16 protein-coding genes are annotated in these 15,257 nt (G+C 32.0%); all 16 read right to left on the bottom strand.

Translation table 11 applies throughout. The features are described from left to right. Positions 1-44 precede the first annotated feature (44 nt). Entirely contained in the window at positions 45-686 is a 642-nt protein-coding gene (locus I6U51_RS10215; protein ID WP_211142547.1) for a DivIVA domain-containing protein, read from the bottom strand. A 15-nt stretch (positions 687-701) separates the two neighbouring features. Further along, on the bottom strand, positions 702-1,472 hold the full coding sequence (locus I6U51_RS10220) for a YlmH family RNA-binding protein (RefSeq protein WP_211142548.1): 771 nt from the start codon (positions 1,470-1,472) through the stop codon (positions 702-704). Between the two features lie 7 nt (positions 1,473-1,479). After that, positions 1,480-1,746 carry a YggT family protein gene (locus I6U51_RS10225; RefSeq protein ID WP_211142549.1) on the bottom strand — a complete coding sequence of 89 codons (267 nt, stop codon included), beginning with the start codon at positions 1,744-1,746 and terminating at the stop codon, positions 1,480-1,482. Positions 1,747-1,761: 15 nt separating this feature from the next. Beyond that, positions 1,762-2,226, bottom strand: a complete 465-nt coding sequence (locus I6U51_RS10230; RefSeq protein WP_211142550.1) for a cell division protein SepF — start codon at positions 2,224-2,226, stop codon at positions 1,762-1,764. 12 nt (positions 2,227-2,238) lie between these two features. Continuing rightward, entirely contained in the window at positions 2,239-2,904 is a 666-nt protein-coding gene (locus tag I6U51_RS10235; RefSeq protein WP_211142551.1) for a YggS family pyridoxal phosphate-dependent enzyme, read from the bottom strand. A 159-nt stretch (positions 2,905-3,063) separates the two neighbouring features. Continuing rightward, positions 3,064-3,789, bottom strand: a complete 726-nt coding sequence (locus I6U51_RS10240; protein ID WP_211142552.1) for a DUF881 domain-containing protein — start codon at positions 3,787-3,789, stop codon at positions 3,064-3,066. A 10-nt stretch (positions 3,790-3,799) separates the two neighbouring features. Next, positions 3,800-4,141 (bottom strand): small basic family protein, encoded by a 342-nt coding sequence (locus I6U51_RS10245; protein ID WP_211142553.1) that lies wholly within the window; start codon positions 4,139-4,141, stop codon positions 3,800-3,802. Between the two features lie 14 nt (positions 4,142-4,155). Then, positions 4,156-4,866, bottom strand: a complete 711-nt coding sequence (locus tag I6U51_RS10250; RefSeq protein WP_211142554.1) for a DUF881 domain-containing protein — start codon at positions 4,864-4,866, stop codon at positions 4,156-4,158. Between the two features lie 13 nt (positions 4,867-4,879). Beyond that, positions 4,880-5,650 carry a cell division protein FtsQ/DivIB gene (locus tag I6U51_RS10255; RefSeq protein WP_211142555.1) on the bottom strand — a complete coding sequence of 257 codons (771 nt, stop codon included), beginning with the start codon at positions 5,648-5,650 and terminating at the stop codon, positions 4,880-4,882. A 190-nt stretch (positions 5,651-5,840) separates the two neighbouring features. Then, complete coding sequence (gene spoVE, locus I6U51_RS10260) at positions 5,841-6,956, bottom strand: stage V sporulation protein E (protein ID WP_211142556.1); 1,116 nt, start codon at positions 6,954-6,956, stop codon at positions 5,841-5,843. Between the two features lie 68 nt (positions 6,957-7,024). Further along, entirely contained in the window at positions 7,025-7,990 is a 966-nt protein-coding gene (mraY, locus tag I6U51_RS10265) for a phospho-N-acetylmuramoyl-pentapeptide-transferase (RefSeq protein ID WP_211142557.1), read from the bottom strand. A 42-nt stretch (positions 7,991-8,032) separates the two neighbouring features. Next, positions 8,033-9,427 (bottom strand): UDP-N-acetylmuramoyl-tripeptide--D-alanyl-D-alanine ligase, encoded by a 1,395-nt coding sequence (locus I6U51_RS10270; RefSeq protein ID WP_211142558.1) that lies wholly within the window; start codon positions 9,425-9,427, stop codon positions 8,033-8,035. Between the two features lie 234 nt (positions 9,428-9,661). Then, positions 9,662-11,113, bottom strand: a complete 1,452-nt coding sequence (locus I6U51_RS10275; RefSeq protein WP_211142559.1) for a UDP-N-acetylmuramoyl-L-alanyl-D-glutamate--2,6-diaminopimelate ligase — start codon at positions 11,111-11,113, stop codon at positions 9,662-9,664. A 374-nt stretch (positions 11,114-11,487) separates the two neighbouring features. Then, positions 11,488-13,677: a stage V sporulation protein D gene (locus tag I6U51_RS10280; RefSeq protein WP_211142560.1), complete on the bottom strand. Its 2,190-nt coding sequence runs from the start codon at positions 13,675-13,677 to the stop codon at positions 11,488-11,490. A gap of 105 nt (positions 13,678-13,782) precedes the next feature. Beyond that, entirely contained in the window at positions 13,783-14,280 is a 498-nt protein-coding gene (locus I6U51_RS25320) for a septum formation initiator family protein (RefSeq protein ID WP_211142561.1), read from the bottom strand. 27 nt (positions 14,281-14,307) lie between these two features. Then, complete coding sequence (gene rsmH / locus I6U51_RS10290; RefSeq protein ID WP_211142562.1) at positions 14,308-15,237, bottom strand: 16S rRNA (cytosine(1402)-N(4))-methyltransferase RsmH; 930 nt, start codon at positions 15,235-15,237, stop codon at positions 14,308-14,310. Between the last annotated feature and the right edge of the window lie 20 nt (positions 15,238-15,257).

A 15,257-nucleotide genomic window follows, 5' to 3' on the forward strand; every position in this document is an offset into this window, starting at 1 on the left:
TTTATTAAAAATAAAAAAATCTCACTCAATATGAGTGGGATTTTTTAATCTTTTACAAAGAAATTTTTAATTTCTTCTAGTTCGTTATTGTTTGTAAATGACTCATCCTTTGGCATAGTCTTTTCTTCTTGTTTAATTATTGTTGCTTCTTCACTATTTTCCATTTCTATTTCTTTTACATTTAAATCTAATTTTAGGTTTTCGTTTGCTTCATAACCTATGTTATAGTTCTTCACAAGATCTTTTTCCATATCATCAAACATTTCTAATTGTGATTCCATAAAACTTCTAAACTTTGTTCTAAACTTACAGAACTCCTGTTTCATCCTCTCAAAGTCATCAGTAATCTGAAGCACATCATGATGAGCTTTATCTATTATTCTCTGAGCAGTATCATTAGCGTTTTTTACAATAAGCTCACTTTCCTTTTTAGCATTTTCTCTAGCTTGTTCAGCAGCATTTTGTGCCAAAAGAAGAGTGTTTTGTATTGTACTTTCCATCTTATTATAATGCTCTATCTTGTCTTCTATGTTTGAGAGCTTTTCTTTTAAAGTTGAGTTTTCTTTATAAAGATTCTCGTAGTCTTCCGCTATCTTATCTAAAAATTCATCTACTTCATCTGGACTATATCCTCTTATAGTTCTCTTAAATTCTTTATTAGTTATCTCCATAGCTGTTATTTTCATTGTGAACACCTCAAATCAAATAAATTTTTTTACTTGAATTTTAACTCTTCCGCTTCCTGTCCATCCGGCTTCTTCTAAAATCTTAAATTTTCCGTATCCCCTTATAGTTATTATACAATCCTCTTTTAAAATCTTGTCTTTTCTTAAAGCTTCAGAATAATCTATAAGTACTTTACCCTGTCTTATTAACTCTTCAGCTTTACCTCTTGATATATTGCATAATGCACTAACTACACAATCAATTCTGAGAGAGGAAACATTCACAATAATATTCTGAAAGTCATACACAGGAATTTCGCTGCTGTTTACATCTAAAATATTAATAGTACAGGTAGACTTACCTACACTTGTTAAATTCATTTTTATATAATCTGTTATTTCATTATGAACTGCTAAATAGCACTCATCATTTTTTAATATTAAGTCCCCTAGCTTCTCCCTCTTAATCCCAAGAGCCATTATTGCTCCAAGATAATCCTTATGCTCAATTTTAGTAAACTTAGCATTGGTAGATATTTTAAGTAAATCTATTGGATAATACCAAACATCTTCCTCTGAAAAAGCTATTATCTTTCTTTGCGCATCTTCAAAAACCCCATAACAATTAACTTTAACATCAAGCTCACTGCTCATATGTTCTAAAGTCTTGTATATATCAGGTGTATAGAACTCTGATGTATATGTGGTCCTAGTAGTTTTTTGTGTTAAAATAACTTTATCATAAATTTTAGAAGCTATACTATTGTCTACAAAAGACATCTTATTTAAAAAAGTTTTCTTATCCATAAAAGCCCTATAATAATATACTAAATACTATTCTCTGTAAAATATCTAGTATTAATAAAGCAATTATAGGAGAAAAATCAATCATTAATCCTGGTATAAGCTTCTCTTGAATTTTTCTTCCTGGAATCATAAAAGGATCTGTAAAAACGTGAAGCAAGTCTATAAAACCGCCTCTTCTTCCTGGCATAACCCAAGAAAGAATTACATCAATTAATATAGCTCCTTCAAGAAGTCTAAATAGTAAAGAAAGGGCAACTCCTAAAGTATTTAACATTTTAGCCTCCAATTATTACTTATTCCAATTAAAAAGTCCCTTACTGGATAATTCATTTTTTAAATCATTGCTCACTTCTACTGTGGCTGGTGACAATATATATACGTTTTTTTCAATTTCCTCTAAATCTCCACCTAGGGCATAACTAGCTCCTCCCATGAAATCTAAAAGTCTTTGAGCTATTCTTGCTTCTAAACCAGTTGTATTTATAACTACAATTTTTCTGTTTTTTAATTCATCACATATATCAGCTGCTTCTTCATATGTAGTGGGTTTAACTATTTTAACTTTAGCAGCGATATTGTTATGTATGCTTACAATCTTATTCTGTCTTTTTGAATTTGATATAACAGGTTCAACTTCTGATATATCATTAACTGCTTTTTTTTCTTCTCTTTCCTCTGATAGTTCTATGTCTTCCTCTAAATCATCTTCTAATCCCAAAAATCCCATCATTTTAGTTATAACTTTTCCTGCCATTTTATTTACCTCCTACTTATCATTATAGTTTCTTTTACCAAATATGCCTTCTCCCACTCTTACCATATTTGAGCCTTCTTCGATTGCAATTTTATAATCTCCAGTCATTCCCATAGATAAGAATTCCATGTTGATGTTTTTAAAACTTCTGTTTTTTAATTCATCAAATATCTTTTTGATTTGATAAAAATAACCTCTGCAGCTATCTTCATCACCTTGAGGAATTATGGACATGATCCCTCTTACTTTTACGTGATTGCAGTTTTCACAAGCATTAATTAATTCTTCTAAGTCATCTACATCGACTCCTGTCTTATTTTCCTCCCTGCCGATATTTACTTGAATCAATACCTCTGCAGTCATTCCACTGGCTGAGTAATGTTTTTCAATCTCATCAAGAAGTCTAATACTGTCTAGAGAATGAATAAGATATACCTTCCCTACAATATATTTAACCTTGTTTCTCTGTAGATGACCTATTAAATGCCACCTTATATCCTGCGGCAACTTTTCAAATTTATCAGTAAGCTCTTGAACTTTATTTTCACCAAAGTCCCTTACCCCCATGTCATATACCTTTTGAAGATCTTCCACAGGTTTTGTTTTAGAAACCGCTATTAAAGTGACACCTTCTGGAATAGTTTCTCTTATTTTAATTATATTTTCTTCAATTGACAACTCTACCGTCTCCTTTTAATGCCAAATTGAATTGTGTACTTTACCTTATAAGGATATTTATTCTTCATAAATCTTAAAATTCCTGCAAAAATTAATAAAAATTTTAATTAAATTTAAATAAATTAAAGTAAAACATTGGAGTAAAATGTAAATTTATTGTTATTGGTTTACTTTCATAAATTCCTTTTTATATTCTCCAGTATAGGCAGGTATTTTAACATCATCCGTTTGTTCAACATCAACTCTAATTTTTCTCATCATTAGCGTTTTTAAGTAGTTTTCGTTAGATAACATATAATTATACAAAACTTCCTTATTTCCAATAGCACTAATAGTAAAGGGTACTGCTATTTTTACTCCATTAGCTCTTATAAAAGGACCACTGCAATAAATCTCTGTCATATCCATTATTCTCTGCCCATTTATAGAAATAGCTTCTGCTCCTGCATTCTTTAAATCGTTTATTACTTGTATTATATCTGTATTATGAACAAGTCTAAGTTCACGTTCATAACCATAGGAGTTGTTTATATTTTCTGTACTTGCATCATCTAAGTTTATTACTATTCCCTGCCCTTGTAATGGAACCTTCCCTAATACAATGTTATTCTGATCTAACTCTTCCTTTATGCTTTCACTAATATGAGTTTGATTTTCCTCATTGCTATTATACTTTGAGAGTTTTTTATAATAATTGTCATATTGCTCCATTAGTCCAGCTATATCACCATAGAGCTTATTTCTATAATTGTATGCATCTTGATATTGTTTTGCACTTAAAAATACTCTATCCGATCCTCTTGAAAAGCTAATATTCATGGATATTAGTATGCCTATAATTATAGAAGCTATGAACACAAATATATCAGCTTCATGATTTTTCATCTAATTCACCTCATTGACGGGCTCTAGCCTTTTCAATTAACAATCTTCTTATGGTAGCAAAGTTGTCGAATATTCTTCCACCGAAAACTATTACTGCTGCTAAATATATAGGAACTCCAAGTTTATCACCTAAATAAGCAAGTCCTGCTGCTAGAACTGCATTTCCAAAGAAACCTGATATAAAGATATCTGGTTGAAACTTCTGCGAAAGACTTCCTTTAATAGCTCCAAAAACTGAATCTAAGCAAGCTAATATTGCCACTGACATATATGGTGAAAATTTATCTGGAATATTAACATTACATGCAACACCTACAATAATACCTATTACAAGTCCAATAAATCCTATCATCTTTCTCCCCCCTATTATTCTTTAACTGGTTTAGCATACTCAAATTTATAAGTCTTATTGTATTTCTTAATAAGAATATCATCGGTTTTTTCAAACTTCACATCACATATTAACTTAAAATCTGAAAAAACCTCTGGAAAACTCATAGACTTATACAATAGTGTTTTATCCCCTATAGCTTTTATTACTATTCTGCTTGAAGGAGAAATTTTCTCATCATTGATTAATATATAATTGCCTGCATTTCTTATGCCGGTTTTAGACACTACTCTAATATCATTGATAGATATAGCTTCTGCACCGGCAAATCTTAATTCATTTACAATATAAACTAAGTGTTTATCTGTTATACGATCCTCTGTATTGCCGAAAAGCTTAGTGTCAGGTGTAAGGTAAATAGTTATTCCTGGTCCACTAACATCTGTAGAACCCATAAGAGTTCTTGTATCATCTAATTCCTTTAAGAGATTTTTAGTAGTATCACTTTTACCTGCTGCTGCACTTTCATAGTTTTTAATTTGATTTTGGAGCTCGTTTACCTTTTGTTCAAGCTCCTGTTTTTGTTTTTTATACTGTTCTATCTCTACAGTAACATCAGTGCTGTTTTTATTGTTAAAATTGAAAGTTTTATCTTGTTTCATAAGAATTTTAAATTGATATGCAAGCATAAACCCTAGTATGCCGCAAACAACTGCTACACTAATTTGTGATCTGACCTTTCGCATATATTACATCCTCCTACTTTTGAATAAAAAACACAGGATTTCCATTAAAACTTACATCAATGTATCCCTTTACCCCTTGTAATTCTTTTCTATCTAAGATATTTAAAGCCTTATTGAATTTTTTATCTATATCCTCAGCATTTCCAAACTTTATACAAATATCACCATAATAAACTTTGATATCTATTGAACTGCTTACATCAACAAGAGTTAAGCCCTGAGAAACCTTATTGTTGCAAACAATATCGCCTAGATTAACAACTGCATCGACTTTTCTCTTATCACTATCTTGTATCGGCTTTCCAACTTCACATTTTGAAAAATCAATTCCATCAAGCTTAATCAGTTTCATTCCTTTAATATTATCTCTCTTTTGCAGAACAACTCCAGCTTTATCTATAATGAAATACTGGTTGTCCTTATTATTGTAAAATACAGCTTCTCTTTCTTTCACACTTATAATAAGAGTAGATGGGAACTTTCTAGTTATAGTTACGTCAGATATATATGGGTTACTTAAAATATTATTTTCACCCTCTTTTAAATTAACATAGAAAATGTTGTTTCCTGCTTTTATATTCGAAAGTGTAATGATGTCGTTAATGGAAATATTTTTATTACCATTAACTTGAATTTTCATTATGTTAAAATAAGGAAGCTTTAAACAAAGAGTAACACATATTGACAATAACATAATAAATAACATAAATAATTTCTTTATTTTTTTCTTTTTTCTTCTTTTAAGTATTAATTCGTTATCTGCTTTACTTAAAGCCTGACTCATTTATATCAACCTTTCTTGCCTCGTATATAGATTCGTAAACATTATTAATAAATAAAAATTAAACAAGCTATATATATAATAACATTTTGCAAGATGAATTTCATTAAATTATGTGTTAATTTTATATACTTTTTCTATAAAATTTTACATAAATTATAGCATTGCGAAACGCAATGCTATAATTGTAAAATTAATTATATTCTTTTTGCCGTGAAATATTTAAGAGTACACCTGCCGCTACCATATTGAATATCAGTGAAGACCCTCCATAACTTATAAATGGAAGTGGAACTCCTGTAACTGGCATTAATCCTGTAACAACAGCAATATTTATAATTGCCTGCACTGCTATAACAGCTGTAATTCCTGTGGCTAGTAAAGTCCCATAAGTGTCCTTAGCTTTTACAGCGGTGACTATTCCTCTCCATATAAATACAATAAAAAGTATTACAATTAAAGTACATCCTATAAGACCTAATTCTTCTCCAATTATAGAGAATATGAAGTCATTGTGAGGTTCTGGTATGTAATAACACTTTTGCCTTGATCTTCCTAAGCCCATACCCCAAATTCCACCTGACCCTAAAGCAAGCAGTGATTGTATCAATTGATACCCATCTCCTTTAGGATCTCGCCATGGATCTAAAAAGCTTGTAAATCTAGCCATTCTGTATGGTTCAAGAACTATGCCTGCTACCCCAGCCAGCGCAACTATGCCTACAAGTCCAATCATATGAGAGGTTTTAGCTCCTGAAACGTATAGAACTATGAGTGTAACTATCATTATTACTGAAGCTATACTTAAGTTTTTTTCTGCAAGTACCATACCAGCATAGAATCCTGAAACCATAAGGTATGGTATAATCCCATGAGTTAAACTTTTAATTCTTTCACCTTTACGCTCTATACTTTTGGCCATATATAAAACTACTATATATTTTGCTATTTCTGAAGGCTGCAGTGAGAATGGTCCTCCAAGTCTTATCCATCTTCTAGCACCATTTGTTGCAGGAAAAGCAAATACAGCTGCTAGGAGTATTATTGTTACTATCATAGCTAATTTTGTATGTTTCTTTATCTTATGATAATCAATTTTAATTGTAAAAAACATTGCTACAATTCCTATTATAGCGCTGAAGCCTTGTTTTTTTAAGAAATACATACTATCATGATTTGTTGCAGAGCTAAAAAATGCACTATATGAACTAGCACTATAAACCATAATTACTCCAATAGCTACTAAAAGCATTATAGTTGAAAATAATACAAAGTCTATAGGCCCCATTTTAACATTGGGTTTGTTCATTTTAAATCCTCCTACCTGATTACTTATCTCAATCAATTAGCATGATTGACCGTTGTCAATCTTTCTGTTTATAAATTTACAGTTAGTGATAAAAATGCTACTAGGCAAAGTATAACAGTACCTATGCAAAATACTGAAACTACCTTAGTTTCATGCCATCCAGATAACTCGAAATGATGATGTATTGGACTCATTTTAAATATTCTCTTTCCTGTAAGCTTAAAGGAAATAACCTGAAGTATTACAGATAAAGTCTCCATTACATATATTCCACCTACTATTATAACCAATAATGGAAGTTTTAATATCATAGCAACTGCAGCAATTGCTCCACCTAATGCTAGTGACCCCGTATCTCCCATAAATACTTGAGCTGGAAAAGCATTATACCTTAAGAATCCTAATAAGGCTCCAGCAACTACTGCACAAAATATTGCTAATGTATAATGCCCCATAGCCAAGCTAACTAGCGCAAAGAAGGTCATAACTAGTAAAGTAACTGATGTTGCTAGTCCATCAAGTCCATCTGTTAAATTTACAGCATTTGTTGTACCTGCAAAGTAGATTATTATAAATGGTATATAAAATGCACCTAAGTTCCAGGTTTTATGAGCAAATGGAACAATTATTGATGTTCCTATATAGGGATTGTGTGCCGCATAGTATGCAAAGCTTCCTGAAACAACTAGAAGCAAAATCATCTTTTGATAAGCTCTTAATCCTAGGTTTTTCTTGCGTATAATTTTTAATCCATCATCTAATGCCCCTATTACTCCAAAGGCAACAAAAGCATAAAGTGCAATCATAGCTTCATCATTAGGCTTTTTTACTATAAGTGCCATAGCTATAAATGAAGAAAGTATAAATATTATTCCGCCCATTGTAGGGGTTCCTGATTTTTTTTGATGACTTTTAGGTCCTTCATCTCTAATACTTTGACCAAATTTAAATTTACGTAATAATGGTATTAAAATAGGTCCTTCTAGTATTGATATAAAAAATGCAACTAGTACAGAATAAATTAGCTTATTCATATTAAAATTCCGCTCTAAAGTTTAGAGCGTCTTCACCTCCTATTAGCTGATGTTCTTCTTTAGTTTTTCTACTATTAATTCAAATTTTGCTGCTCTTGAGGCCTTTATTAGCACTGTATCTCCTTCTTGCAAATATTCTTTTGTAAGGAAATCTACTGCATCATCATAGTTTTCAAAAGCCCTATGTTGCTGCCTGTTATCTTGTACTTCACTAAAACCTTCTTCATAAGCTTTACTATACTCACCAATTGTTATAAGTAAGTCTACATTATTTTTTCCCGCGTACTCTCCTACATCCTTATGTGAGTTAAAGGCCTCTTCTCCAAGCTCTCCCATTGTTCCAAGTACTGCCACCTTTCTTTGTGCATTAGAATTTTTAAGCACATCAATAGCAACCTTCATAGAATCTGGGTTAGCATTGTAACAATCATTGATTATAGAGAATTTTTCACCTTTAATGATGTCCATTCTCATAGATGTGGTCTGTATGTTTTTTAGTCCTTGTCTTATATTTTCATAATCCATATTCATAATTTTACTACAGCCTATAGCAAGCAGTGCATTTGAAATGGTATGTTTACCAGGCATATCTATATGAAATTTTTCTTTAGTGCAGCCTTTACCTTCTATAACTTCAAATTCAACGTAATCTTCCCCTAGCTCTATATTATCAGCCTTAAAATCAGCATTGCTGTCTATCCCAGTTTTAATTACTTGGTAATTACTATTTTCAACTGAGGAAAGCATATCATTATCCCCATTTATTATTAAAATATTTTTTGAGTTAAAAAAGTCTGTAATTTCAAGCTTTGCTTTCAAGATATTTTCTCTGCTTCCTAGTTTTCCTATATGAGCAGTTCCTACATTAGTTATTAGCGCTACATCCGGTCTTGCAGCCTTTGCCATTGTATGTATTTCTTTTAAATTATTCATTCCCATTTCTAAAACTGCAATATCATAGCTATTGTCTAATTTAAATATCATAAGTGGAAGTCCTATTTGATTATTGAAGTTTCCTGCTGTTTTAAAAACCTTATATTTACCACTTAAAGCTGCTGCCACCAAGTCTTTAGTTGAGGTCTTACCAGCTGAGCCAGTTATACCAACTACCTTCAAATTCAATTTTGATCTATAAGCTTCTGCTAGGTCCAATAGAGCACTTCCTGTACTTTGTACCTTTATAACTGTAGTATAATTTTTAATTTCTTCATCTTTATATCTAATTTCATCTACTATGCAAATAGCTGCACCTTTTTCACTAGCCGTTTTAATATATTCATTACCATTAAAATTTTCACCCTTTAACGCAACAAATATATTTCCTTTTTCTATCTTTCTAGTATCTGTGCTAACAGCGTTAAAACCGGAATACTCTCCTTTTAAAACTACCTCTCCCTGTACTGCACTTACTATTTCATCAAAGCTCATATATTCCAACTATGAACAACTCCTTCCCTTTTTCAGAGGACAATTGACAATTGACAATTGACAGAAGACAGTGAAGGAGGATTTTTCTCCGTTACACTACGAAAAATCTTTAAATTTATATAAGTTAGCGATGTTTTGCTTTAGCAAAACAAACTTAAAAAAACAAATTAGTTTTCTGACGTAAGGAAGAAAACTCACCTTCACTGTCCTCTGTCCTCTGTCAACTGTCCTCTTAAAATTAAACTATTTTTTAAGTTCTTCAACTATTTCAGCTATAACTTCTCTTTCATCAAAATGTATAGTTTTATCCTTTAGTATTTGATAATCCTCATGTCCTTTTCCAGCTACTACAATTACATCATCTTTTTTTGCTAATTCCATAGCTTTCTTAATGGCATCTCTTCTATTTTCTACTACAATATAGTTATCTTTTTGAACGCCCTTTTCTATCTCCTTTATTATAGACATAGGGTCTTCTGTCCTAGGATTGTCAGAAGTAATAACCGCTAAATCACTTAGTTCTGTACCTATTTTACCCATAATTGGCCTCTTAGTGTTGTCCCTATCTCCGCCACAACCAAATACGCTTATAAGTTTTCCTTTTGTGAATTCTTTTGCAGTTTTTAATATATTTTCTAATCCATCAGGGGTATGAGCATAATCCACTATTACCTCATAGCCTAAATTATAATTTTGAGTAACTATTTCACATCTACCTGGTACACAGAGCATACTTTCCAAGCCTTTTTTTACAATATCTATTGATATTCCCTCGCCTAAACATGCACCTACACATCCCAGAGCATTCATTACATTGTATTTACCTGGTATATTTAAATTTATATGCGTCATTTCATTTTTGTATGTTACATCAAAATCCACACCTCTAGAATGCATATGTATATTTTTAGCCCAAACATCTGAAGGATTATCTATGGAATAAGTAACTTTATTCCCTTTAGAGTCCTTATACACTCTGTTCCCGTATTCATCATCTATATTTACAACTGAATTTTTAGTATTTTTAAATAAAATAAGCTTAGCATCGTAATAATTTTCAAAGGTTTTATGAAAATCTAGATGATCCTGTGTCAAATTAGTGAATATTGCCTGGGCAAACTTAACTCCATAAACTCTATCAAGGTATAGTGAGTGTGATGATACTTCCATAACACAGTAACTTACTCCATCATCTATCATATCTTTAAATAACTTTTGAAGCTCTAGCGACTCAGGAGTGGTTCTATGGGAAGGTATTTTTTTGTTTCCTATGTAATTTGCTATTGTGCCTATAAGCCCTACTTTGTGTCCTGCAGCCTCCAATATAGACTTTATCATAAATGTAGATGTAGTTTTCCCGTTAGTTCCAGTTATTCCCATAACCTTTAGCTTATCTGCAGGATGATCATAATAGTTAGCTGCTGCCAAAGCTAGTGCTTTTCTGCTATCCTCAACCATTATTACAGTACAATCTGGTATACTTTCTACATCCTTGCTGCATATAATTGCTTGTGCCCCTTTGCTATAAGCACTATTTATATACTTATGCCCATCAGTACTATACCCTTCAATACATACAAACAAATCTCCATCCTTAACTTCTCTTGAATCATACTGGATTTCTCTTATTTCTAAATCATCGCTGCCTTTTATTATTTTATAGTCTATTCCACTTAGAATCTGTTTTAAATTCATAGTATACACCCCTTATTTTAAGTTGACAGTTGACAATTGACAGAGGACAGTGAAGGCGAGTTTTCTTCCTAGCGTCAGAAAACTATTATATTTTAAGACTCGTTTCACTAATGTGAAACGTCGATTTATAATACAATTAAAGATTTTTCGCAGTGTAGCGGAGAAAAATCCTCCTTCATTGTCCTCTGTCCTCTGTCCTCTGTCAATTGTTTTTACACAAAAATTATCAACTTAAATTATAGTATAAAGCAACTTTAAAGTTCAGTTCTCTGTAGCTTAATTCTTCACATATGTATTGTAGTTTATACAGAATATTGGCATGCAACACATATTTATTCTGTATTGCATGCCTAAAGTTACTTTGTAATTTATTTTTAGTCTCCTAATATCTCCGTATGAAGAGTTATAACCGTTCCTTTTTCAACTTCTTTTCCTGGTTCTACACTTTGTTCCGATATCATCCCATCTCCCTCAAAGTCTGCTTTAAGTCCTACACTATTAAATACAGCAACAGCTCTATCTCTACTCAATCCCGTAACATCTGGAACTGCTACTACTTTATTATAGTTTGGTGTGCTGCCTGTGTAAAGAATAATTTTGCTACCTTCCTTCACCGTATATCCTGGTTTTGGATTCATATCCACAATATATTCTCCATTAGAATCAGACTCACTATCTAAATGCTGATCTTTAAGAACCTTTTCGGCATCAGCTTTCTTCATGCCCCTTACATCTGGTATAACTACATCCTTTAGCATGCTTCTAGCAATATCCTGGCTATCTGCATCACTCTTCATAGCTAGATAATTAAATATATCATTAAATACCTGCTGTGCTACTGGTGCTGTTATTTGACCAGCATAGTAATTAGATGGATCCGGTTCATCTATTGACACTAAGACTGTTATTCTAGGGTCGTTTGCAGGCGCCATGCCTATAAATGAAGATATATATTTTCCTGGTTGGTACCCTCCTTGACCTGCTTTTTGAGCTGTTCCAGTTTTTCCACCTATATGATACCCTTCTATAAAGGCTTTTTTACCGCCACCTTCTGAAACAACTTTTTCTAAATACCCTCTAAGCTGTGAAGCTTTGTTAGCATCTATTATTTGTTTACTATTATCTCCTGAAATATCAAACTGCTTATCGATAACTTTATTATCTTTTTCATCGTCATAATGAGATATTTCTTTCATAACGTGAGGTTTTATCAAAGTTCCACCATTAGCTATGGCGTTAAAGGCAGTAATAAACTGAATAGGTGAAACCGTATTAGTCTGTCCAAAGGATATAGTAGCTAAATCAATCTCACTTATGTTCTCAGGCTTTTTTATAATTCCTTTTGCTTCTCCCGGTAAATCTATGCCTGTCTTTTCTCCAAAGCCAAACTTTTTAATATATTTATATAAATTTTCTTTACCTACTTTTTTACCAACTGAAGCAAAACCAACGTTACAGGAGTTTTTAAGTATGTCAACAAAATTTTGTTCTCCATGCCCAGAAGTTTTCCAACAATGTATTATTTTTTTCCCTACAGTAAAACTTCCGCCGCAGGTATACTTATCATTTTCACTAACAGCATTTTCTCCTAAAGCTGCCGTTGCTGTTATTACCTTGAAAATTGACCCAGGTTCAAAAGTATCACTTACGGACCTGTTTCTCCAGCTTTTTTGAAGCTCATCGTAGGACATATCCTTAATCCAAGGGTCATTTGGATTATAATCTGGTTTGTTAACCATAGCAAGTACTTCTCCATTTTTAGGGTCCATAACAACTATAGAGACAGCCTTTGCCTGATTATCCTTCAGTGCTTGGTCTGCAGCTTTTTCTACAAAGTGTTGAATCATATCATCTATTGTTAAAACTACATCTTTGCCATCTATTGGCTTAGTATATTCAGAAATTGTGTATGGAAGTTCCTTACTCTTTCTATCAGTCTCTGCAATTCTAACTCCTGGAGTGCCGGATAACTCTTTGTTATAATTAAGCTCAACACCGGTTAGTCCATTTCCATCTGAATTAGTATGCCCAAGCACATGAGCTAAAAAATTATTATTAGGGTAATATCTCTTGGTATCAGCTGATATTAGTACTCCTCTTAAGTCCAAATTCCTGACCTTATCAGCTTCTTCTTTTTCAATCCTTCTTTTTAATGTAGCTGAGCCAAGAGGAAGTCCCCCTGGAAGTGTTTTACCTAATACTTTTGAAACCTCACCCTTGTCCATGGCTAAAGCCCCACTAAGCTTTTCTGCTATCTCATCTTGGGACAACTTTTTCTCTTTCATAGTGTCTCTTAAGGTGTTCATATCTAAATCTACTCTATAAACGTTAGCACTTACTGCTAGTTCACGGCCATTACGATCAAGTATCCTTCCTCTTTTAGCATCAATTTTTACCTCGCTTGTCCATTGATCTATCGCTAGGGATTTTAATTTATGAGACTGATATACCATTATGTAAAACATCCTACCAAACATCAAGCAGAAGGCTAAGAAAAGAAAGCTGAAAACAACTATCATTCTTTTTCGTATAATAACTTTATCTCTGTATTCCTTTTTTGACAACCTGTTTACCCCCGTTAAAATTACTATAAAAACAAATCAAACGAAAAATAGTTTTTTTCTGCTGTCTTTCTTAATTTTTCAGTGGTAAAACTGATAAATCTTCATCTAAAACAGTAATTTTGTAAGCTTATTCCAAATGTTCTCTTTCTCTACTTTATCCTGCGCTTTCTTTTCTGTTATTTTAATGTTTTCTTTGCCTAAATTTGTATAAACTGCCGCCCCTTTATCTGGTGGTAACATTTGAAGTTTATTAATTGCTATATCCTCAATGTATTGTAAATTATTGTATTTAACAAGTTCAACCTTTAAATTTTCATTTTCTCTATTAATTTCATTTATATTATGTTTTGTTGAATTTAATTCCATCTGCATATTATAAATAGCACAATATCTTCCTATAAGTACTAATCCAACTACAAATGTTAAAACAATGTTTCTTATTACTTTCACCTTATTATTGAGTCTTTTTTTAGCCTTTCTTTTTTTTCTTAACTTTTCCTTTTTGTTTTCTTCTTCATGGCTTTGGTTATCCCTATAAGGTCTGTATTCAGGCTGTAGAACGGTATTACCTTGTATGAAGCTCTCTTCATTTACCACTATCACTTTATTCACCTCACCTAAAATTTAGAACTATATTCTTTCCGATACCCTGAGCTTAGCACTTTTGCTCCTTGAATTTACATTCATCTCTTCTTCTGAAGGATCAATAGGTTTTTTAGTTATAATTTTTATATAAGGTTTTTTTCCACATACGCAAACTGGAAAATCTGAGGGACATGTACATGGGTTTTCTAATTGCTTGAACTTAGTTTTTATTATTCTATCCTCTAGTGAATGAAATGTTATAACTGCTATTCTACCTCCTTTATTTAAATGTTCTACACTGTCTTCTACAGCTTTATTTAATATTTGAAGCTCTCTATTAACTTCAATTCTTATAGCTTGGAAGGTCCTTTTTGCCGGGTGTCCCTCCTTTTGAAATTTAGCTGGAATAGCTTCTCTTATTATTTCTACGAGCTCCCCTGTAGTTTTTATATTTTCTCTTTCTCTTCTTTGTACAATAAATTTTGCTATTCTTTTGGCAAACTTATCTTCACCATATTCTTTTATTATTCTAGATATATCCTGTTCACTGTAGCTATTAACTACATCATAGGCAGAAAGTGTGTCATCTCTATTCATCCTCATATCTAAAGGTGCATCCTTCATATAGCTGAAGCCTCTCTCACCTTCATCCAATTGATAAGATGAAACTCCTAAATCCATCATTATGCCATCGATTTTTTCTATTCCTAAATCCTTTAAAATTTCATCTATATTATAAAAATTGCTATGAACATAAGTTACATTATCAAATTCTTTTAATCTTTCTTGTGCCGCTTCTAGTGCACAAGTATCTTGATCTATTCCTATAAGTCTTCCTTTTGAAGATAATCTTTTAAGAATTTCAAATGAATGTCCACCGCCACCTAAGGTACAATCTACGTATGTACCATCTTCTTTTATATTAAGTGCTTCTATTGTTTCTTCTAATAATACTGATACATGTTTAAATTCCATAACTATTTCCTCCACTACTA

Origin of the sequence: Clostridium aciditolerans (assembly GCF_016316925.1) — a bacterium.
GTDB lineage: Bacteria > Bacillota > Clostridia > Clostridiales > Clostridiaceae > Clostridium_AM > Clostridium_AM aciditolerans.

Coding starts and splice junctions, on each gene's coding strand:
- I6U51_RS10215 (WP_211142547.1), bottom strand. CDS start 686: ATGAAAATAACAGCTATGGAGATAACTAATAAAGAATTTAAGAGAACT.
- I6U51_RS10225 (WP_211142549.1), bottom strand. CDS start 1,746: ATGTTAAATACTTTAGGAGTTGCCCTTTCTTTACTATTTAGACTTCTT.
- I6U51_RS10255 (WP_211142555.1), bottom strand. CDS start 5,650: ATGAGTCAGGCTTTAAGTAAAGCAGATAACGAATTAATACTTAAAAGA.
- I6U51_RS10245 (WP_211142553.1), bottom strand. CDS start 4,141: ATGATAGGATTTATTGGACTTGTAATAGGTATTATTGTAGGTGTTGCA.
- I6U51_RS10275 (WP_211142559.1), bottom strand. CDS start 11,113: ATGAATTTAAAACAGATTCTAAGTGGAATAGACTATAAAATAATAAAA.
- I6U51_RS10220 (WP_211142548.1), bottom strand. CDS start 1,472: ATGGATAAGAAAACTTTTTTAAATAAGATGTCTTTTGTAGACAATAGT.
- spoVE (WP_211142556.1), bottom strand. CDS start 6,956: ATGAACAAACCCAATGTTAAAATGGGGCCTATAGACTTTGTATTATTT.
- I6U51_RS10230 (WP_211142550.1), bottom strand. CDS start 2,226: ATGGCAGGAAAAGTTATAACTAAAATGATGGGATTTTTGGGATTAGAA.
- rsmH (WP_211142562.1), bottom strand. CDS start 15,237: ATGGAATTTAAACATGTATCAGTATTATTAGAAGAAACAATAGAAGCA.
- I6U51_RS10250 (WP_211142554.1), bottom strand. CDS start 4,866: ATGCGAAAGGTCAGATCACAAATTAGTGTAGCAGTTGTTTGCGGCATA.
- mraY (WP_211142557.1), bottom strand. CDS start 7,990: ATGAATAAGCTAATTTATTCTGTACTAGTTGCATTTTTTATATCAATA.
- I6U51_RS10240 (WP_211142552.1), bottom strand. CDS start 3,789: ATGAAAAATCATGAAGCTGATATATTTGTGTTCATAGCTTCTATAATT.